This is a genomic window from Streptomyces sp. WAC 06738, from assembly GCF_003945505.1.
Taxonomy (GTDB): Bacteria; Actinomycetota; Actinomycetes; order Streptomycetales; family Streptomycetaceae; genus Streptomyces.
The window spans coordinates 2889018-2907238 of the sequence record NZ_CP029618.1; the positions used below are offsets into that span (position 1 = coordinate 2889018).

The following is an 18221-nucleotide window of genomic DNA, read 5'->3' on the forward strand; positions in this document are numbered from 1 at the left end:
CTGGCAGCCGGCCGTCACTGCTTCTTGCTGCCGAACGCGAGGGCGAAGTACTCCACGTCGTCGCGGTCGCTGATGATGTCCTGCGCCAGGTAGAACCGGCCGTGCTCGAATATGTACGGCACGCTGTCGCTGTAGGTGAGCGTCGCCTCGGCCTCGGCCGTGTCGTTCGGCAGCTCCAGCCAGGTCTCCTCCTTGGCGGAGCGCGGGTCTATCGCGACGATCTCGCCACCCGAGTCGTACGTCCCCTTCCGGTACGCGATGATCTTGCCGCCGTCCATCCGCAGCGGCACCATCGTCCGCTTCTCACCGGCGTCGTACTTCTTCGTCGGCTTGCCCGTGTCGAGGTCGAAGGCGACGATCTCGTTCGTGTCGCCGTAGTCGCTCTTGCCCTGGTGCTCGCGCGACGGGAGATACATCGTGTCCCCGTCCACCGCCACCGTCGTACACGACTCGGCGCCGTCGGAGTAGTCGCAACCCGGCTTGTAGCGCGGGCCCGCCGTCTCCGTGCCCAGCGAGATCTTCGAGCGCAGCTCGCCCTCGTCGAGGGCGAAGATGTCGGTCTCGGTGGTCTTTCCCGCGCCGATCGTGATCACCGGCGGCTCGACGCTGAGCACCTGGACGCTCTGCACCCCGTCCGGCACGTCGTACGACCAGTAGATGCCGCCGGTGGCCGGGTCGACCTTCTGGACCTTCATGTCCTCGTTGAGCGAGCCGCAGAAGACGAGGCCGAGCAGGTTCGTCCCGTCGCTGGCGTAGTCGTGGTCCTTGCACTCGGTGGTGGGCTTGGTCTGCCACACCGGGTCACCGCCGGCGAGGGGGAACGCCGCGGAGCCGGAGAGGCCGGAGGCGATGACCGTGCCGTCGGCGATGGTCACGTACTCGAACTTCAGGCTCTCGTCGGCGGTCGCCACGTGCTGCTTCCACAGCTCCTCGCCGCTGTTGACGTCGAAGACCACGACCTCGGAGCACGGCGCGTAGGTGTCGTCCGGGTCGGAGACCTTGCCGTCCTGCACCAGCATGGCGGCCTTGCCGTCGTCGGTGACCGCCCGCGAGGCGCCGCAGACCAGGCCGTCGGTCGGCAGCTCCCAGACTTCCTTGCCGGTCGTGGTGTCGTACCCCTTGACGGCGTTCAGCTCGCCCTTGGCGTAGATCTTCTCGGTCGCCCACTGGCCCTCGGCGGGCCAGGTCGCGCCCTCCTCCGCCTGCGGGTACGGGACGCCGAAGAGCAACTCGCCGTCCGCGCTGGCGGGCTTGCTGTCGCTGACGGCCTTCTTGGCACCCCCGCCGCCCCCGCCCCCGCCGCCGCCGGCCTGCGTGCCGCCGTCGTCGCGGGTGAGGAAGAAGCCCGTACCACTCGCGACCACGAGGATCGCCACCACCGCGGCGATGACCGCCCAGACGGGGACGAGCTTCTGCGTCTCCTGCTTGGCGGGCATGCCCGGGACCTGCGCCTGCGGGTAACCGCCGGAGTGCTGCGGGGCGGGCTGCGCGAAGCTGTAGTGCTCCTGCGGCTGCTGCGGGGGCGCGGCCGGGGCCTGCGGCGGCGGCGGTGGCTGGACCTGCGAGGGCTGGGGCTGCGCCGGCGGATAGCCGTACTGCGGCTGCTGCGCGGGCTGTTGCGGCTCCTGCGGCGCGCCGAAGCCGCCGCCGGGCGCGGGCGGCGGCGGGGTCTGCGGATATCCGTAACCGGGCTGCTGCGGGTCCTCGGCCGGCGGCGGCCCGAAGCCGCCGGACGGCGGCTGGCCCGGCGGCGGTGGCGGCTGCGACATTTCCCTGTCCCCCCGGATGGCTGTGCGTTCGAGCTGCGGTCGCGTGGCTCATTTCTACCACCCGCGGGTGACAGCCGCCGCCGGCCGCGTACGAAGGGCGCGACCGGCCGTGGGCCGCGGGCTCAGCCGGCCTCCGCCGCCTCCGCCAGTTCCAGCCAGCGCAGCTCCAGTTCCTCGCGCTCGGCGGTCAGCTCGCGCAGTTGCGCGTCCAGCTCCGCCACCCGCGCGAAGTCCGTCGCGTGCTCGGCGATCGCGGCGTGCAGGTCGCCCTCCTTGCCGCCGATCCGGTCCAACTGCCGCTCGATGCGCTGGAGCTCCTTCTTCGCCGCCCGCGCGTCGGCCGCGGAGAGCCCGGCCGCCGGCCGCGCCTGCGCCTGCGGCTGCGCTCCCGCGGCGGCCTGGGCCTGCGGCTGCCGGTCCTGCTGCGTCTCGCGGACACGGGCCCGGCGGCGCAGGTACTCCTCGATCCCGCCCGGCAGCATCCGCAGCGTGCCGTCGCCCAGCAGCGCGTGCACCGTGTCCGTCGTCCGCTCGATGAAGTACCGGTCGTGGCTGATGACCACGAGCGTCCCCGGCCAGCCGTCCAGCAGGTCTTCGAGCTGGGTGAGGGTCTCGATGTCCAGGTCGTTGGTCGGCTCGTCGAGGAAGAGCACGTTCGGCTCGTCCATCAGCAGCCGCAGCAACTGCAGCCGCCGCCGCTCGCCGCCGGAGAGGTCGCCCACCGGCGTCCACTGCTTCTCCCGCCCGAAGCCGAACTGCTCGCACAACTGCGAGGCGGTCATCTCCCGCCCCTTGCCGAGGTCCACCCGCTGCCGTACCCGCTCGACCGACTCCAGCAGCCGCCAGTTCGGGTCCAGTTCGGTGACCTCCTGCGAGAGGTACGCGAGCCGCACGGTCCTCCCCGCGACGATCCGCCCGGCGGCCGGCTGCGTCTCGCCGCCGGAGCGGGCGGCGTCCGCGAGCGTACGCAGCAGGGAGGTCTTGCCCGCGCCGTTGACGCCGAGGAGCCCGACGCGGTCGCCGGGACCGAGCTGCCAGGTCAGCCCCTTGAGGAGCACCCTGCCTTCGGGGCCGCCCCCGGCCCGTACGGTGACGTCCTCCAGGTCGAAGACCGTCTTGCCGAGGCGGGAGTTGGCGAACTTCATCAGCTCCGCGGAGTCCCGGGGCGGCGGCACGTCGGCGATGAGCGCGTTGGCGGCCTCGATCCGGAAGCGCGGCTTGCTGGTACGGGCCGGGGCGCCGCGGCGCAGCCAGGCCAGCTCCTTGCGCACGAGGTTCTGCCGCTTGGCCTCCTCGGTGGCGGCGATCCGTTCGCGCTCGGCGCGGGCGAAGACGTAGTCGGAGTAGCCGCCGTCGTACTCGTGGACCGCGCCGCGCTGTACGTCCCACATGCGGGTGCAGACCTGGTCGAGGAACCAGCGGTCGTGGGTGACGACGACGAGCGCGGCGCGGCGGGTGCGCAGGTGCTCGGCGAGCCAGGCGATGCCCTCGACGTCGAGGTGGTTGGTCGGCTCGTCCAGCACGATGAGGCCGGGGGTGCCGATGAGCAGCTTGGCCAGCGCGATGCGGCGGCGTTCGCCGCCGGAGAGCGGGCCGATGACGGTGTCGAGGCCCCGCTCGAAGCCGGGCAGGTCGAGGCCGCCGAAGAGTCCGGTGAGCACGTCACGGACGCGGGCGTCGCCGGCCCACTCGTGGTCGGCCATGTCGCCGACGACCTCGTGCCGGACGGTGGCGGCCGGGTTGAGGGTGTCGCCCTGGGTGAGGACGCCGAGGCTGAGGCCGCCGGTGTGGGTGACGCGGCCGGCGTCGGGCTCTTCGAGCTTGGCGAGGAGGCGGACGAGGGTGGTCTTGCCGTCGCCGTTGCGGCCGACGACGCCGATGCGGTCGCCTTCGGCGACGCCGAGGGAGATGCCGTCGAGGAGGGTGCGGGTGCCGTAGACCTTGTCGACGGCTTCCAGGTTGACCAGGTTGGCGGCGGCCATGGCGGTGCGGTGCTCCTCGGGGGGTCGGGACGGCTTCCTCGGCGGGCGGCTTCCCAGCGTAGTTCGCCCACCGCCGGAAGCCGCCCGCGGCCTTTCCGCAGCCCCGCCCGTTGCCGGACCCGGGGCGCCCCTCAGTCCACCACCACGGCGCCCGGGGCCGGGGCCTGGGCGACGCGGGCCTTGCGGCAGGTGCCCGACGCCTCCAGCGCCGCCGCGACCTCCGCCGCCGCCGACTCGTCCGCCGCCAGGAACGCGCACGTCGGGCCCGAGCCCGAGACGAGGGCCGCCAGGGCACCCGCCGCGGTGCCGGCCTCCAGGGTCTCCGCCAGGGAGGGGCGCAGCGAGAGCGCGGCGGGCTGGAGGTCGTTGCCGCCCGCGATCGCGGTCAGCGCCGCGGCGAGGTCCGCCGGGTCGCCGGAGCCCAGCGCGTCCAGCACCGCGGGGGACGGGTCCGGATCCGGTACGGAGCGGCCCGCGGCCAGGCGGTCGAACTCCCCGTAGACCTCCGGCGTCGACAGCCCGCCGTCGGCCACCGCGAAGACCCAGTACAGCGGGCCCTTCGCGGAGAGCGGCGTCAGCCGCTCGCCCCGGCCGCGCCCCAGCGCCGCGCCGCCGACCAGGCTGAACGGCACGTCGCTGCCGAGTTCCGCGCAGATCCGCAGCAGCTCGTCGGTGCCGCTCCGGGTCCCCCACAGCGCGTCGCAGGCCAGCAGCGCGCCCGCGCCGTCCGCGCTGCCGCCGGCCATGCCGCCGGCGACGGGGATGTCCTTCGCGATGTGCAGGTGGACGTTCGGCTCCCGGCCGTGCCGGGCGGCGAGCAACTGCGCGGCGCGGGCCGCGAGGTTCGAGGTGTCGGTGGGCACGGCGGCGGCGTCGGGGCCCGCGACCGTGACGCGCAGGGCGTCGGCCTCGGTGGCGGTGACCTCGTCGTAGAGGCCCACGGCGAGGAAGACGTTCGCGAGGTCGTGGAAGCCGTCGGCGCGCGGCGGGCCGACGGCGAGTTGCACGTTGACCTTCGCGGGTACGCGGACGGTGACGCTCCGCGCGGCGGCGGCGGGGGCGGGACCGGGGGCGGGCGTGGTCGATCCGGATGTCACGGCGTGCTGCTCCTCGTGGTGGCGGTCCGGTGCTGCCGGGACTCCGCGATCCGCGCGAAGTCCTCGATGGTCAGCGACTCCCCGCGGGCCTGCGGCGAGACGCCCGCGGCGCGCAGCGCGGCCTCGGCGGCGGGCGCGGATCCTGCCCAGCCGGTGAGCGCCGCGCGCAGCGTCTTGCGGCGCTGGGCGAACGCGGCGTCGACGGCCGCGAAGACCTCGGTCCGCGTCGCGTGGGTCGCGGGCGGCTCGCGGCGGATCAGCGAGACGAGCCCGGAGTCGACGTTCGGCGCGGGCCAGAACACGGTGCGGCCGATGGCGCCGGCCCGCTTGACGTCCGCGTACCAGGCGGCCTTGAGCGACGGCACGCCGTAGACCTTCGAGCCGGGGGCGGCGGCGAGCCGGTCGGCGACCTCGGCCTGCACCATGACCAGCGTGCGCTCGATGGTGGGGAAGGTGGCCAGCATGTGCAGCAGCACGGGCACCGCGACGTTGTACGGGAGGTTCGCCACCAGCGCCGTCGGCGGCGGGCCGGGCAACTCGGTGACCCGCAGCGCGTCGGCGTGCAGGAGCGCGAAGTGCTCCGCGCGGCGCGGCAGCCGGGCCCGTACGGTCGCGGGGAGGGCGGCGGCGAGCACGTCGTCGATCTCGACGGCCGTGACGTGGGCCGCCGCCTGCAGCAGGGCGAGGGTGAGCGAGCCGAGGCCGGGGCCGATCTCGACCACCACGTCGTCCGGTCGCACGCCGGCGGCGCGCACGATACGGCGGACGGTGTTGGGGTCGATGACGAAGTTCTGGCCGCGCTGCTTGGTGGGGCGTACGCCGAGGGCCGCCGCCAGCTCGCGGACGTCCGCGGGGCCGAGCAGCGGGTCCGGCTCGCCGGTGGTGGCGCTCACCGCTCCAGGTTATTCCCTGCGTCTTGGCGGGCTCCTGGCGAGGCGCCGGCGGCGGACCGCGGGGCGCCGGCCGGGGCGTAGCCGAACGCGCGCGCGGTGTTCGCCGCGATCGCCGCCGCCAGCTCGTCGGGGTCCTCGCCGCGCTCCGCGGCCATGGCGCGCAGCGTGAGGGGGATCAGATACGGCGCGTTGGGGCGGCCCCGGTACGGCATCGGCGTCAGGAACGGCGCATCCGTCTCGACGAGCAGCAGCTCCGCGGGCGCGACGGCGACCGCCTCGCGCAACCGCCCCGCGTTCTTGAAGGTCACGTTTCCGGCGAAGGACATGAAGTAACCGTTTTCCGCGCAGGTTTCGGCCATCGCCGCGTCCCCGGAATAACAGTGGAATACCACCCGCTCCGGCGCCCCCTCTTCCCCGAGAATGCGCAGCACGTCGTCGTGCGCATCCCTGTCGTGAATGACGAGGGCTTTTTGCCGGCGTTTTGCCATCTCGATATGGCGGCGGAACGAGTACTCCTGCGCGGCGACGCCCTCGGGGCCTGTCCTGTAATAGTCGAGGCCGGTCTCGCCGACGCCGACGACCTGCGGCAGCGCGGCGAGCGCGTCGATCTCGCCGAGGGCCGCCTCCAGTCCCGCGCCCAGCCGCGGGGCCTCGTTGGGGTGGAGGGCGACGGTCGCCCACACCGCCTCGTGCGCGGCGGCGGTCTCCGCGGACCAGCGGGACCGCTCCACGTCGCAGCCCACCTGGATGAGCGTGGTGACGCCGACCGCGGCGGCCGCGGCCACCGCCTCGGCGACCGTGCCGTCCTGCATGTCGAGATGCGTGTGCGAGTCCGCCGCGGGGTGGCCGAGCGGCTCGGGCGGCGGCGGCGCGGACTTCGCGTCCGCGCCGCCTGAGGTGTGCTGAGCCATGCCGGGGACTCTACTGGCCCGGTACGGCAACGCCGTGCGGGGCGGTGACCGCCGGGACCCGGCGGAGTCCCCGCGGGGTCAGGTGCGGCGTGAGCGCTGCCGCACCGACTCGACGGACCGGACCTGGCCGGCGCGCATGATGCGGACGACGTGCTCGCCGCAGTTCAGGCACGTGGGCCGGGTCAGCGGCGAGGGCACCCGCTCTCCGTCGGTGTGGTACGTGACGAAGGGCCTGCCCTTCGAATCGACGTGGTGGTGTATCTCGTAGCTCTGCTCCCACCCGTGCCCGCACATCATGCAGGCGAAGGCATATGACTCGATCACTGGCTCGGGTTCGGACATTGGCTGCTCCTCTTGTCCATGTGAGGGACAAGTCGCCTGAACGCATCCCCTATTCCAGTGGACACCCATTCGGCGTGGCCCGCAGCCGTCCATACCATCAATTGAAGGAGTTTTGATCCGGCTACTCTGAGTTGTTTGCCGAGTTTTTCGCGGCCACCACCGCATCGAAGACGTCGCGCTTGGGTACCCCGGCGTCCCGGGCGACCGCCGCGATGGCGTCCTTGCGCCCCTCCCCGGCCTCCTCACGGACGGTGACCCGCCGGGCCAGCTCCGTGGCGCCGGGCCGCTCGCGGTCCACGGGCGCCCCCTCCACGACCACCGTGACCTCGCCGCGCACGCCCTCGGCCGCCCAGTCCGCCAGCTCCCGCAGCGGGCCGCGCCTGACCTCCTCGTACGTCTTGGTCAGCTCCCGGCAGACGGCGGCCCTGCGGTCCTCGCCGAAGACGCCCGCCATGGCGGCGAGGCTGTCCCCGAGCCGGTGCGGGGCCTCGAAGTACACCAGGGTGCGCCGCTCGGCCGCCGCCTCCCGCAGCCGCGAGAGCCGCTCCCCCGGCTTGCGCGGCAGGAAGCCCTCGAAGCAGAACCGGTCCACCGGCAGCGCGGAGACCGCCAGCGCCGCGAGCACCGCGGAAGGACCCGGCGCGGCGGTGACGGTGATGCCGCGCCGCACCGCGGCGTCGACGAGGCGGTAGCCGGGGTCGGAGACGGAGGGCATGCCGGCGTCGGTGACGAGCAGCACGCGCGCGCCGCCGGCCAGTTCCTCGACGAGATCGGGCGTACGGGCGCTCTCGTTGCCCTCGAAGTACGACACGACGCGGGCCGTCGGCTGCACCCCGAGCGCCTGCGTCAGGCGGCGCAGCCGCCGGGTGTCCTCCGCGGCGATGATGTCCGCGGCGGCCAGCTCGGTCGCCAGCCGCGGCGGGGCGTCCGCGGGGTCGCCGATGGGCGTGCCCGCCAGTACGAGGAGTCCACTCACGCCCCCATCCTGTCGGATGGCGCCGGCAGGCCGCGACGACGGGTCCCGCCGCAGGTCCGCGGCGGCCGTACGGGCGGCTCCCGGCCGGTTCGGATCAGTCCGGCCGTGCCCGGGACCCGCGCGCCTAGGATGGGCCACCGTGAGCAGTGACACCGTGACGCAGCCCGCACAGAGCCGGTCCGCGCCCGCCCCCGGCTGGCAGCGGCGGCTCCGCGCGTTCGGGTACGTGCCGCGGCGCGAGTCCGGCGTCACGGAGCGGCTGGTGCCGCCGTACCGGCGGTCCGGGGCACGGCTGCTCCAGGTGATGGGCGTGCCCGCGGTGACGGCGATGCGGGTGGCGCGGCTGAGCGCGTGGGGCGGGCCGCTGCTCGTGGCGCTCGTCGCCGGCGTGCTGCGGTTCGTGAACCTGAGCAGCCCGCGGGCGGTGATATTCGACGAGACGTACTACGCCAAGGACGCCTGGTCGCTGCTCCAGCTCGGCTACGAGGGGAGCTGGCCCAAGGACGCCAACGACAAGCTCCTCGACGACCCCCAGGTCATCCCGCTCAGTGAGGATCCCGGCTACGTCGTCCACCCGCCCGTCGGGAAGTGGATGATCGCGCTCGGCGAGTGGGCGTTCGGCCTGGATCCCTTCGGCTGGCGCTTCGTCACCGCCCTGCTGGGCACGCTGTCGGTGCTCATGCTGTGCCGCATCGGCCGCCGGCTGTTCCGTTCCACGCTGCTCGGCTGCCTGGCGGGGCTGCTGATGGCGGTCGACGGCCTGCACTTCGTGATGAGCCGCACCGCGCTGCTCGACCTGGTGCTGATGTTCTGGGTGCTGGCCGCATTCGGCTGCCTGCTCATCGACCGGGACCGCGCACGGGAACGGCTGGCGGCCGCGCTGCCCCGGGGGCGGCCGGACGACGCGGTGGCCTCCGGGCTGCGGCTGGGGGCGCGGCCGTGGCGGCTCGCCGCCGGGGTCTGCATGGGGCTCGCGCTGGGCACCAAGTGGAACGCACTGTTCATCCTCGCCGCGTTCGGGCTGCTGACGGTGCTGTGGGACGCGGGCGCCCGCCGTACCGCCGGATCCCGCCGCCCGTACGCGCGTGCGCTGCGCCTCGACGTGGTGCCGGCCTTCGTCTCCACGGTGCCGGTGGCGGCGGCCGTGTACGTCGCCTCCTGGACCGGCTGGTTCGCCTCCGACAACGGCTACTTCCGCGGCTGGGCCGAGGACCGCGACACGGCGTTCCCCTTCATCCCCGATGCCGTGCGCAGCCTGTGGCACTACCACGCGGTGGTCTACAGGTTCCACGTCAACCTCGACTCCGGCCACACCTACGACTCCAACCCGTGGAGCTGGCCGGTGGTCGGCCGGCCCGTGTCGTACTTCTGGGACGACCCGCGCCCGGGCTACGACGGCTGCCCCGCCGACGCGACGGAGAACTGCGCGCGCGAGGTCCTGGCCCTGGGCACCCCGCTGCTGTGGTGGCTGGGCGTCGCCGCCGTCGTCTACGCGCTCTACCGCTGGGGCCTGCGCCGCGACTGGCGCGCCGGCGCGATCCTCTGCGGGGTGGCGGCCGGCTGGGTGCCGTGGCTCTTCTACCAGGAGCGCACGATCTTCCTCTTCTACGCCGTCGTCTTCCTCCCGTACCTCTGCCTGGCGGTGACGATGATGCTCGGCGCGATGGCCCGCGCGGGCACCGCCGCCCTCGCGGGCACGGGCACATCCGGGGCCGGCCCGGGCACGGCCCAGCCCACCGAATGGCGCAGAGCCGCGGGCGTGGTCGCGGCGGGGGTGCTCGTCCTCCTGGTGCTCTGGAACTTCATCTACTTCTGGCCGATCTACACGGGCGAGACGCTCACGCGCGACGCCTGGGAGGCGCGCATGTGGCTGGGGAGTTGGGTCTGAGCGCGGGCGCGACGGGTGGGCGTCCCTGCGGCAGGTGGCTTAATGTGCTTGACGCAGGGTCGAAATGGTCTCGGGGCGCGCAGAGGGAGCACGGCAGATGGCGGGCAGCCACCGGCGCAGACGCGTCGGATCAGGTGCGTCGGCGCGAGCGACGCGCACCCGGATCGCAGTAGTCGTCGGAGTCGGTGCCGCGGTCGTCGGTGCGGCCGGGTTCGGCGCGTACAGCCTCTTGGAGGACGACAAGGCCGAGAGCGGCGGCAACGCGCTGTCGGCGCCGGCCTCATCCGATCCGGTGAAGACCGGGCCGCCGGGTCCCCGGGAAACCGCCAGGGCGGCGGGTGAGTTCCTGGCCGCCTGGGCGGGCGGCGACACGAAGACCGCGGCCGGGATGACGGACGACAGGAAGGCGGCGCTTCGCGGACTCGACTCGTACCGCGAGGACGCGGGCGTCGAGAAGGTGAAGCTCACCCCCGGCCGGGCGCAGGGCACGGAGGTGCCGTTCAGCGTCGACGCCCGGGTGACCTTCGGGGAGAACGTCAAGCCCTGGGCGTACAACTCGGCACTCGAGGTCGTACGGGACGAGAAGACCGGCGAGCCCGAGGTCGCCTGGGACCCGTCCCTCATACATCCCAAACTCACCGAGGGCGAGCGGCTGCGCACCGGTTCGACCGAGGCCCCGCCGATCCGGGCGCTGGACCGCACCGGTGCCAGGCTCGATCCCGAGGAGTACCCCTCGCTCGCGCCCGTCATCGCGGATCTGCGCGAACGTTACGGCGCGAAGGCGGGCGGCAAGGCGGGCGTCAAGGTCTGGACCGAGCCGGCCGACGCGCCCAAGGGCGACAAGAAGAAGGACGAGAAGGACGACGACAAGGCGGGCACGCCCGAGACCCTTCTGGTGCTCTCCAAGGCCAAGCCCGGCACGCTGCAGACGACGCTGGACGCGGCCGTGCAGGAGACCGCGGAGGAGGCCGTCGCCAAGCAGGGCGGCGCGGCGCTGGTGGCGCTGCAGCCCAGCACCGGCCAGATCCTCGCGGTCGCCAACCAGGTCCCCGACGGCCACAACACGGCGCTCCAGGGCACGCTGCCGCCCGGCTCGACGATGAAGGTCGTCACGGCCTCGATGCTCATGGACAAGGGCCTGGCCGCGCCCGACAAGCCGCACCCCTGCCCGCGGTACAAGGCGTACGGGGGCTGGGAGTTCGAGAACGTCGGCGACAACTCGTTCACCATCCAGGGCGGCACGTTCACCCAGTCCTTCACCGCGTCCTGCAACACCGCGTTCATCTCGATGGCGGAGAAGCTGGAGAACGACGACCTGACGAAGCAGGCCAGGGACGTCTTCGGCATCGGGCTCAACTGGCAGACGGGCGTGACCACGTTCGACGGCTCCGTGCCGGTGCAGTCCGGCGTGGAGATGGCGCTGTCGCTGATCGGCCAGGGCGGCGTCCGGATGAACCCGCTGACGATGGCGTCGGTCTCCGCGACCGCGAAGACCGGCGTCTTCAAGCAGCCGCACCTGGTGCCGCAGGGCTTCGACGGGCGGCAGTTCGCGACGGCGCCGAAGAGCATGAAGGCGTCGACGGCGCAGTCGCTGCGGGAACTGATGGAGGAGACGGCGAGGACCGGGACCGCGGCGGGGGCCATGAGCGGGCTGACCGGGCAGGTGGGCGCGAAGACCGGCTCCGCGGAGATGGGCGGCCAGGAGGAGACGGACGCCTGGTTCACCGCGTACCGCGGGGACCTGGCGGCGGCGGCCACGGTGCCGAACATCGGGCATGGCGGTGAGTTCGCGGGCCCGCTGGTGCGGGACGTGCTGGCGGCGCACGGCGGCTGAGGCGTAGGTTCACCGGGACCCGGCGCGGGGCGCCGGGTCCCGGCGTGCGGAATGTGTTCGCGTGGCCCGTGCACCGGGCGTTAACGTCACCTCCATGACGACAGCCGACACCGCACACCCGCTCTTCGCCGCCGCCCTCGCCGACCTCGGCCTGAGCGTCCCGGTACGCCGCTTTCCGGACGCCACCCGCACCGCGGCGCAGGCGGCGGAGGCCATCGGCTGCGAGCTGAGCCAGATCGTCAAGTCCCTGATCTTCGCGGCGGACGGCGTGCCGGTGCTGGTCCTGATGGACGGCGCCTCACGGGTGGACACCGAGCGCGTACGGGCCGAGCTGGGCGCCGCGAGCGTGCGCCGGGCGGACGCGGCGGTGGTGCGCGAGGCCACGGGGTACGCCATCGGCGGCGTGCCGCCCTTCGGGCACGTGACGCGGATGACGGTGCTCGCCGACCGCGGGCTCCTCGACCACGGCGAGGTCTGGGCCGCCGCGGGCGACCCGCACACCGTCTTCCCCATGGCTCCCAAGGACCTCGTCGCGCACGCGGGCGCGCGGGTCGCCGACGTGTCCGAGGTGCGCGAGCCGGGGGTGTGACCCCCCTCATAGCCGCGGCGGTCCTCGCGGCCGCCGTGATGCACGCCTCGTGGAACGCCATCGCCCACGGCTTCAAGGACCAGTTGGTCGTCTTCGCGCTGATCGGCGTGGGCGACGTGCTGATCGCGGGCACCGCGGTGTTCTTCGTCCCGGTCCCGGACGCGGGCGCCTGGCCGTGGCTGCTGGCGTCGGTCGCGATCCACCTCGTGTACATGACGCTGCTCATGCAGTCGTTCCGGCTGGGGGACTTCGGGCAGGTCTACCCGATAGCGCGCGGCACGGCCCCGCTGGTCGTCGCGGCGGTGGCGCATCTCTTCCTCGGCGAGCGGCTGGGACTGTGGCAGACGGCGGGCGTCGCGGTGGCGTGCGCGGGTCTGAGCGGCATCGCCCTGTGGGGGCTGCGCGGCAAGGACACCCGCCCGCACTGGCCGGCCCTGGCGGCGGCGTTCGCGACGGGCCTGTCCATCGCGGCGTACACGATCGTCGACGGCGTCGGCGTGCGGGCTTCCGGCAGCGCGATGGGCTACACGGCGTGGCTGGTCCTGCTGATGGGCCCGTGGATCCCGCTGGCGGCGCTGGTGCTGCGCGGACCGGGGATGGTGCGCGAGCTGGCGCCGGTGGCGGCGCGCGGGCTGCTGGGCGGGGCGATCTCCATCACGGCGTACGGGCTGGTGCTCTGGGCGCAGACGCGCGCCCCGCTGGCGCCGATAGCGGCGCTGCGGGAGTCGAGCATCGTGGTGGGGGCGGCGATCGGGGCGGTGTTCCTCAAGGAGCGGTTCGGCGGACCGCGGATCGTGGCGGCGTGCCTGATGGTGGCGGGGATCGCGCTGGTGCTGCTCCCGGCGTAGCCGGGGTGTCCCGAGGGTGTGACGAGTACGCAACAGGGGTTATCCACAGGGGTTTTTTCCGCGGGCGTTCGCCTTCAGGATGGAATCTCCGCAACACCGGCAACGGGGGATGATCATGGCAGTGCTCGAAGAAGGGACCAAACCGCAGTCCGGGCAGCCGTCGGACCGGCATGCGCCGCGGCGCCACCTGGGCGCGTATCTGACGGCGGCGGTGCTCCTCACGGCCCTGGGCCGCATGATCATCGTCTGGATCTCCTACGACTTCGACGATGTGAACACCGAGGTCGGAGACTTCCTCAAGGCGCTGTACGACCCGCGCATCATTCTGGAGCCCGAGTTGTTCGGCGCGCATGTGTGGGCGTTCACGGTGGCGTTGATGGTGACGGGGCTGGTCGCGGCGCTGAACCGGCGGGCGGGGCGGGGGGCCGCGCTGCTGTGCGGGTTCGTGATGTTCGCGACCGCCACGCGCGAGTTGATCGGTCTGGCGTCGAGCGACCAGTTCCGCCAGTGGTACATCGGGGGCAACGACCTGGAGGTCGCGATCATCGCGAGCTGGTCGATGGTCCTGCTCTTCTCGGTGACCGTCGTCGTGCTGATGCTCCGGGCGGCCGACCGGCCGGCCGCGGGCCGGCCGGGGGTGCCGGCGCAGGGGTCCCAGCTCTACGTGATCGCCGGGGGCCTGATGGTCGTCCTCGGTCTGGCGCTCGTCGGCTGGATCGTGCGCATGCTGACCCGGGAAGGGGTCGACAAGGGTTCGTACTTCAAGGGGCTGGTGGACGCCGGCGAGAATCCCTACCCGGTGCTCGCCGGCTCCGGGGACTTCTGGGCGGCGGTGTTCCCGGTGGCGCTGCTGGTGCTGGGCGTGCTGGCGCTGATACGGCGGCCGGTGGTGCGGGGCGCGTCGATCGCCCTTCTCGGCGTGCTGCTCTACCTGTACGTGCGCCAGATGATCGGCATGACGATCACCGACTACCCGGACGACGTGGCGGACGGGAACCGGATCCCCTTCCCCGGCTGGGACGCATACACCGAGGACACGGAAGGCTGGCTCAACATCGCCACCTACGTCGGCGGCGCGCTGATAGCCGTCGTGGTGATCGCGATGATGCTGCGCGCGCCGGAGGCGGCGGCCGTGGCGGACGCGCCTCCGGTGGGGGGCGGTTACGTTCCGCCGCAGCCGGTGGGCCGGCCCGCGCCGCAGGCGCCGCCGCAGCCGCGGGCCCAGTCGCCGTACGACGCGATGCCGCAGGCGCCGACGATAGCCGCACCGCCGCCCCCGGCCGCGCCGCCGCAGGCGCCACCGCCGCCTGCCGCTCCGCCGCCCGCGGGCTGACGGGACGGGTCCGGCCGGGCGGGGGCGGGTCAGACCGGGCGTACGGTGTCGCCGAGGCGTACGGTGCCGGGGGTGAGGACGTCGGCGCCGATGCCGATGCACATCCCGCGGTCCGCGGTCAGCGTCTTGAGCACGCGGCGGTCCTCCGGCAGGTCGCGCTGCGCCATCGTGGTCATCACACAGCGCTTCATGCGCTTGACGACCCGCAGCCGCACCTCGTCGCCCACGGCGATCTCCCGGCCCACCCAGTCCTCCTCGATCCAGGGTTCCCCGGTGTCCAGAAGGATGTTCTTGCGGAAGCGGCGGGCGTCGGCGGGTTCGGTGTCCCCGAGGATCCGGCCGAGCGCGTGCAGGGAGGCGGTGCCGATGAGCGTCACGCCGCAGTCGTCGTAGTGCGAGACGGCGTCCTCGCGGGCCAGCCGGACGTCCGCGCCGAGGAGTTCGGCGAGGTGGGCGTCGTCGCGCAGGCCGGACCCCCCGGGGGTGACGACGTGCGGTCGGGCGGTGGCGGCGTCGTGGGCGGCGGCGTAGGAGGCGGAGAAGTGAAGGAGGCCCTCGGTGCGCCGGAAGCGGCGCGAGTTCTTGCCGCTGCCGAGCTTGCCGTCGCCGTAGGTGACGGCCCAGAGGCGGTCGCCGATCGTGCCGCGCTCGTCGATGACGAGCTCCGGCAGCCGTTCGCCGAGCATCGACTTGACCGGGAAGCGCCGGAGCATGGCGACGGTGGGGTCGGACGGTCCCGGGGAGGGCGGTGGAGCCGGTATGGCGGGCGGGAGTTCGGGCATGCTTCGGACCCTATGCCCGGCCGGGGTCGAAGCCGAAGGGTATTTCCAGGCGGTGCGCGGCCATCAGCTCGTCGTCGAGGAGGAGTTCCTTCGTCGCGCCGTCCGCGACGATCAGACCACCGCCGAGGACGACGGAGCGGGGGCACAGCTCCAGGGCGTAGGGGAGGTCGTGGGTGACCATGAGCACGGTGACATCGAGGGAGCGGACGATGTCGGCCAGTTCGCGGCGGGCGGCGGGGTCGAGGTTCGAGGACGGCTCGTCCAGTACGAGCACCTCCGGCTCCATGGCCAGCACGGTCGCGACGGCGACCCGTCGGCGCTGGCCGAAGGAGAGGTGGTGAGGCGGCCGGTCCGCGTGGTCGGCCATGCCGACCTGTTCGAGCGCGCGCCGTACGCACGCCTCCAGCTCCGGGCCGCGCATGCCTCCGGCCGCCGGCCCGAAGGCGACGTCATCGCGGACGGTGGGCATGAACAACTGGTCGTCGGGATCCTGGAAGACGATGCCCACGCGGCGCCGGACCTCGGTGAAGTTGCGTTTCTCCACGGGCAGTCCGGCGACGCGGACGGTGCCGGCGCCGCCGCCGAGGATGCCGTTGAGGTGGAGGACGAGGGTGGTCTTTCCGGCGCCGTTCGGCCCGAGGACGGCGACGCGCTCACCGCGTTCGACGGTGAGGTCCACGCCGAAGAGGGCCTGGTGGCCGTCGGGGTACGCGTAGGCGAGGCCGGTGACTTCCAGCGAAGGGGGCAGTGTCATAGGAGGGTCCATCCCAGCAGGCACACGGCGAGGGCGGCGAGGGGCAGCGCGGCGGCATACGACCACTGGCCCCGGGTGGCACGGACCTCGTCGACGACGGGCATGGTGCCGGCGTAGCCGCGGCTGACCATGGCGAGGTGGACGCGCTCGCCGCGCTCGTAGGAGCGGATGAAGAGGGCCCCGGCGGTGCGGGCGAGCACGCCCCAGTGGCGTGGACCCCGGGCGCTGAAGCCACGGGCCTCGCGGGCGATGCGCATCCTGCGCATGTCGTCGGTGATCAGGTCGCCGTAGCGGACCATGAACGACGCGATCTGCACCAGCAGCGGCGGCATGCGCAGCCGTTGCAGCCCGAGGAGCAGTGCGCGCAGTTCGGTGGTGGCCGCGAGCAGCACGGAGGCGGCGACGCCGAGGGTCCCCTTGACCAGGACGTTCCAGGCGCCCCAGAGGCCGGACTCGCTGAGGGAGAGTCCGAGGACTTCCGTGTGCGGGCCTTCGGCGACGAAGGGGAGGAGGACGGCGAAGGCGACGAAGGGCACCTCGACGACGAGCCGCCTGAGCACGAAGCCCGCGGGCACGTGCGCGGCGGCGGCGACGCCGGTGAGCAGCAGGGCGTACGCGCCGAATGCCCAGACGGCTTCGCGGGGCGTGGCGACGGTGATCAGGACGAAGGAGAAGGCGGCGACGACCTTCACGTGCGCGGGCAGCCGGTGCACGGGTGAGTCCCCGTGCCGGTACAGCTTGTGCGCATGCCCCGCCCCCACCGGTCAGCCTTCCGGCCGGGCGAAGGGCCGGCCGGGCGCCCCGCCGCCGTCCGGGGCGGTGCCCGCATGCGGGTGGCCGGACGGACCGGCCTCCGGAGGTACGGAGGCGGTGGTCCCGGCGGCGGGGGACCCGGCGGCCGCACCGCCGGCGGGCACGGCCGCCGGCGCCGTATCCGCGGGGCCCTCGCCCCCGCTGGCCTCCGCCCCCGCGGTTTCGCCGCGGGTGGTGCCGGACTCCGTGCCCCCGGCGGAGCCGCCCCTGCGACGGCGTACCACGACGAATACCCCGCTGCCCACCGCCAGGGTCAGCGTGACGCCGATGACGCCCGCCAGACCGCCGGAAAGCCGTGTGCCGGGGACGTCCTCGACGCCGTAGTCGGCGAGCGGGGAGCCGGACAGCGCGTGCTCCTTCTCCTCCTCGGCGATCCCCTTGTCGCCCGCCACCTTCTCCAGGCCGTCGGGGTCGGAGGAGGCGTAGAAGCTGACGATCCCGGCGAGGACGAGAGACGCGGCCAGGCCGGCGGCCCAGACCCGCCGGGGGCTGCGGTGTACCGGCTCCGCGGCACCGGGCTCCCGAACCGGGCCCGCGGACTCCGGGACGGTGCCGGCGTGCTTCGGGGGCGGGGCCGCTGCCCCGTCACCCGGCCTCGCCACGTCGGCCGTGCGCAGCTCCAGCCGGCGCCGCAGCCCCTGCGCGCTGTGGATCAGGTCCGGACGGACCGCCGCCACCGAGGCGACCGTCGCCGTGGTGATGGCCGCCTCGCCGAGGCCGATGAGGAGGTGGACGCCGACCATCGCCGTGGCGACCTTCGCCAGCGATACGTCCGCGGTGCCACCCAGCGCGTACAGCCCCGTGAACGCCAGCGCGGAGGCCGGCACCGACAGCGCCGCCGCCACGAAGGTCGCCACCCCGAGCCCGCTCCGCCCCCGCGGCAGCACTCCGAGCAGTGCCCGGAAGACGGCGTATGACACGGCCACCGTCACCACGCCCATCAACGTGATGTTCACGCCCAGTGCCGTCAGCCCACCGTCCGCGAAGAGCAGCCCCTGCATCAGCAGGACCACGGATATGCAGAGCACCGCGGTCCAGGGCCCCACGAGCACCGCCGCAAGAGCGCCGCCGAGCAGGTGCCCGCTCGTGCCCGCCGCGACGGGGAAGTTGAGCATCTGCACGGCGAAGACGAACGCCGCGACGAGCCCCGCCAGCGGCGCCGTGCGCTCGGCCAGTTCGGACCGCGCGCCGCGCAGGCTGACGGCCACCGCACCCGCGGCGACCGCGCCGGCGGCGATCGAGACGGGCGCGTCGATGAATCCGTCGGGCACGTGCACGGTGGCGTCCCTCCGTCGACCGATATCCGGCTCGCCCATATGTATCGGCAGAGCGGCACGCGGTCACACAAATCAATTGCAAAGAAATTGCAACAGCGTTCGACTGGCGAGAGACCCGCCCTCCGTAGGCCGC

Annotated in this window: 15 protein-coding genes and 1 pseudogene; 5 read left to right on the forward strand and 11 right to left on the reverse strand. The window is 73.5% G+C overall.

Annotated features, from left to right (window positions below; genetic code table 11):
- Nucleotides 1-14: 14 nt before the first annotated feature.
- The 7 genes from DMB38_RS12120 to rsmI all read right to left on the reverse strand — a co-directional run bounded on the left by DMB38_RS12120 (nt 15) and on the right by rsmI (nt 7970).
- On the reverse strand, nt 15-1769 hold the full coding sequence (locus DMB38_RS12120; RefSeq protein WP_125935182.1) for a PQQ-binding-like beta-propeller repeat protein: 1755 nt from the start codon (nt 1767-1769) through the stop codon (nt 15-17).
- Nucleotides 1770-1891: 122 nt separating this feature from the next.
- The gene (locus DMB38_RS12125; RefSeq protein WP_125935183.1) at nt 1892-3751 is read right to left on the reverse strand and encodes an ABC-F family ATP-binding cassette domain-containing protein; all 1860 of its coding nucleotides are present in this window, start codon (nt 3749-3751) and stop codon (nt 1892-1894) included.
- 131 nt (nt 3752-3882) lie between these two features.
- On the reverse strand, nt 3883-4848 hold the full coding sequence (locus tag DMB38_RS12130; protein ID WP_125935184.1) for a 4-(cytidine 5'-diphospho)-2-C-methyl-D-erythritol kinase: 966 nt from the start codon (nt 4846-4848) through the stop codon (nt 3883-3885).
- Entirely contained in the window at nt 4845-5741 is an 897-nt protein-coding gene (gene rsmA / locus DMB38_RS12135) for a 16S rRNA (adenine(1518)-N(6)/adenine(1519)-N(6))-dimethyltransferase RsmA (protein WP_125935185.1), read from the reverse strand. Before rsmA ends, DMB38_RS12130 begins: the two co-directional genes overlap by 4 nt.
- The gene (locus DMB38_RS12140) at nt 5738-6652 is read right to left on the reverse strand and encodes a TatD family hydrolase (RefSeq protein ID WP_125935186.1); all 915 of its coding nucleotides are present in this window, start codon (nt 6650-6652) and stop codon (nt 5738-5740) included. Before DMB38_RS12140 ends, rsmA begins: the two co-directional genes overlap by 4 nt.
- A gap of 78 nt (nt 6653-6730) precedes the next feature.
- Nucleotides 6731-6994: a hypothetical protein gene (locus tag DMB38_RS12145; RefSeq protein ID WP_047016192.1), complete on the reverse strand. Its 264-nt coding sequence runs from the start codon at nt 6992-6994 to the stop codon at nt 6731-6733.
- 121 nt (nt 6995-7115) lie between these two features.
- Nucleotides 7116-7970, reverse strand: coding sequence for a 16S rRNA (cytidine(1402)-2'-O)-methyltransferase (gene rsmI / locus DMB38_RS12150; protein ID WP_125935187.1), 855 nt, complete (start codon nt 7968-7970; stop codon nt 7116-7118).
- A 139-nt stretch (nt 7971-8109) separates the two neighbouring features.
- Between rsmI and DMB38_RS12155 the strand changes: the two genes are divergently transcribed.
- The 5 genes from DMB38_RS12155 to DMB38_RS12175 all read left to right on the forward strand — a co-directional run bounded on the left by DMB38_RS12155 (nt 8110) and on the right by DMB38_RS12175 (nt 14462).
- Nucleotides 8110-9858, forward strand: coding sequence for a phospholipid carrier-dependent glycosyltransferase (locus DMB38_RS12155; RefSeq protein WP_125935188.1), 1749 nt, complete (start codon nt 8110-8112; stop codon nt 9856-9858).
- Between the two features lie 97 nt (nt 9859-9955).
- Nucleotides 9956-11692 (forward strand): penicillin-binding transpeptidase domain-containing protein, encoded by a 1737-nt coding sequence (locus DMB38_RS12160; protein WP_125935189.1) that lies wholly within the window; start codon nt 9956-9958, stop codon nt 11690-11692.
- Nucleotides 11693-11786: 94 nt separating this feature from the next.
- Nucleotides 11787-12281, forward strand: a complete 495-nt coding sequence (locus DMB38_RS12165) for a YbaK/EbsC family protein (RefSeq protein ID WP_125935190.1) — start codon at nt 11787-11789, stop codon at nt 12279-12281.
- On the forward strand, nt 12278-13129 hold the full coding sequence (locus DMB38_RS12170; protein WP_125935191.1) for an EamA family transporter: 852 nt from the start codon (nt 12278-12280) through the stop codon (nt 13127-13129). The genes DMB38_RS12165 and DMB38_RS12170 overlap by 4 nt, the downstream gene beginning before the upstream one ends.
- Before the next feature lie 115 nt (nt 13130-13244).
- A complete protein-coding gene (locus DMB38_RS12175; RefSeq protein ID WP_240662143.1) occupies nt 13245-14462 on the forward strand; it encodes a hypothetical protein in 1218 nt (405 codons plus the stop codon).
- A gap of 29 nt (nt 14463-14491) precedes the next feature.
- Here DMB38_RS12175 and DMB38_RS12180 read toward each other — a convergent pair whose 3' ends face one another.
- The 4 genes and pseudogenes from DMB38_RS12180 to DMB38_RS12195 all read right to left on the reverse strand — a co-directional run.
- A complete protein-coding gene (locus tag DMB38_RS12180; RefSeq protein WP_125935193.1) occupies nt 14492-15244 on the reverse strand; it encodes an MOSC domain-containing protein in 753 nt (250 codons plus the stop codon).
- Between the two features lie 10 nt (nt 15245-15254).
- The gene (locus DMB38_RS12185; RefSeq protein ID WP_125935194.1) at nt 15255-15998 is read right to left on the reverse strand and encodes an ABC transporter ATP-binding protein; all 744 of its coding nucleotides are present in this window, start codon (nt 15996-15998) and stop codon (nt 15255-15257) included.
- Nucleotides 15995-16759 (reverse strand): cobalt ECF transporter T component CbiQ, encoded by a 765-nt coding sequence (gene cbiQ / locus DMB38_RS12190; protein ID WP_125935195.1) that lies wholly within the window; start codon nt 16757-16759, stop codon nt 15995-15997. Before cbiQ ends, DMB38_RS12185 begins: the two co-directional genes overlap by 4 nt.
- Nucleotides 16760-17017: 258 nt before the next feature.
- Nucleotides 17018-18088: pseudogene (locus tag DMB38_RS12195) on the reverse strand (energy-coupling factor ABC transporter permease); the annotation flags it as partial.
- Nucleotides 18089-18221 lie beyond the last annotated feature (133 nt).

Coding starts and splice junctions, on each gene's coding strand:
- DMB38_RS12120 (WP_125935182.1), bottom strand. CDS start 1,769: ATGTCGCAGCCGCCACCGCCGCCGGGCCAGCCGCCGTCCGGCGGCTTC.
- DMB38_RS12125 (WP_125935183.1), bottom strand. CDS start 3,751: ATGGCCGCCGCCAACCTGGTCAACCTGGAAGCCGTCGACAAGGTCTAC.
- DMB38_RS12140 (WP_125935186.1), bottom strand. CDS start 6,652: ATGGCTCAGCACACCTCAGGCGGCGCGGACGCGAAGTCCGCGCCGCCG.
- DMB38_RS12145 (WP_047016192.1), bottom strand. CDS start 6,994: ATGTCCGAACCCGAGCCAGTGATCGAGTCATATGCCTTCGCCTGCATG.
- DMB38_RS12160 (WP_125935189.1), top strand. CDS start 9,956: ATGGCGGGCAGCCACCGGCGCAGACGCGTCGGATCAGGTGCGTCGGCG.
- DMB38_RS12165 (WP_125935190.1), top strand. CDS start 11,787: ATGACGACAGCCGACACCGCACACCCGCTCTTCGCCGCCGCCCTCGCC.
- DMB38_RS12175 (WP_240662143.1), top strand. CDS start 13,245: ATGGCAGTGCTCGAAGAAGGGACCAAACCGCAGTCCGGGCAGCCGTCG.
- DMB38_RS12180 (WP_125935193.1), bottom strand. CDS start 15,244: ATGCCCGAACTCCCGCCCGCCATACCGGCTCCACCGCCCTCCCCGGGA.
- DMB38_RS12185 (WP_125935194.1), bottom strand. CDS start 15,998: ATGACACTGCCCCCTTCGCTGGAAGTCACCGGCCTCGCCTACGCGTAC.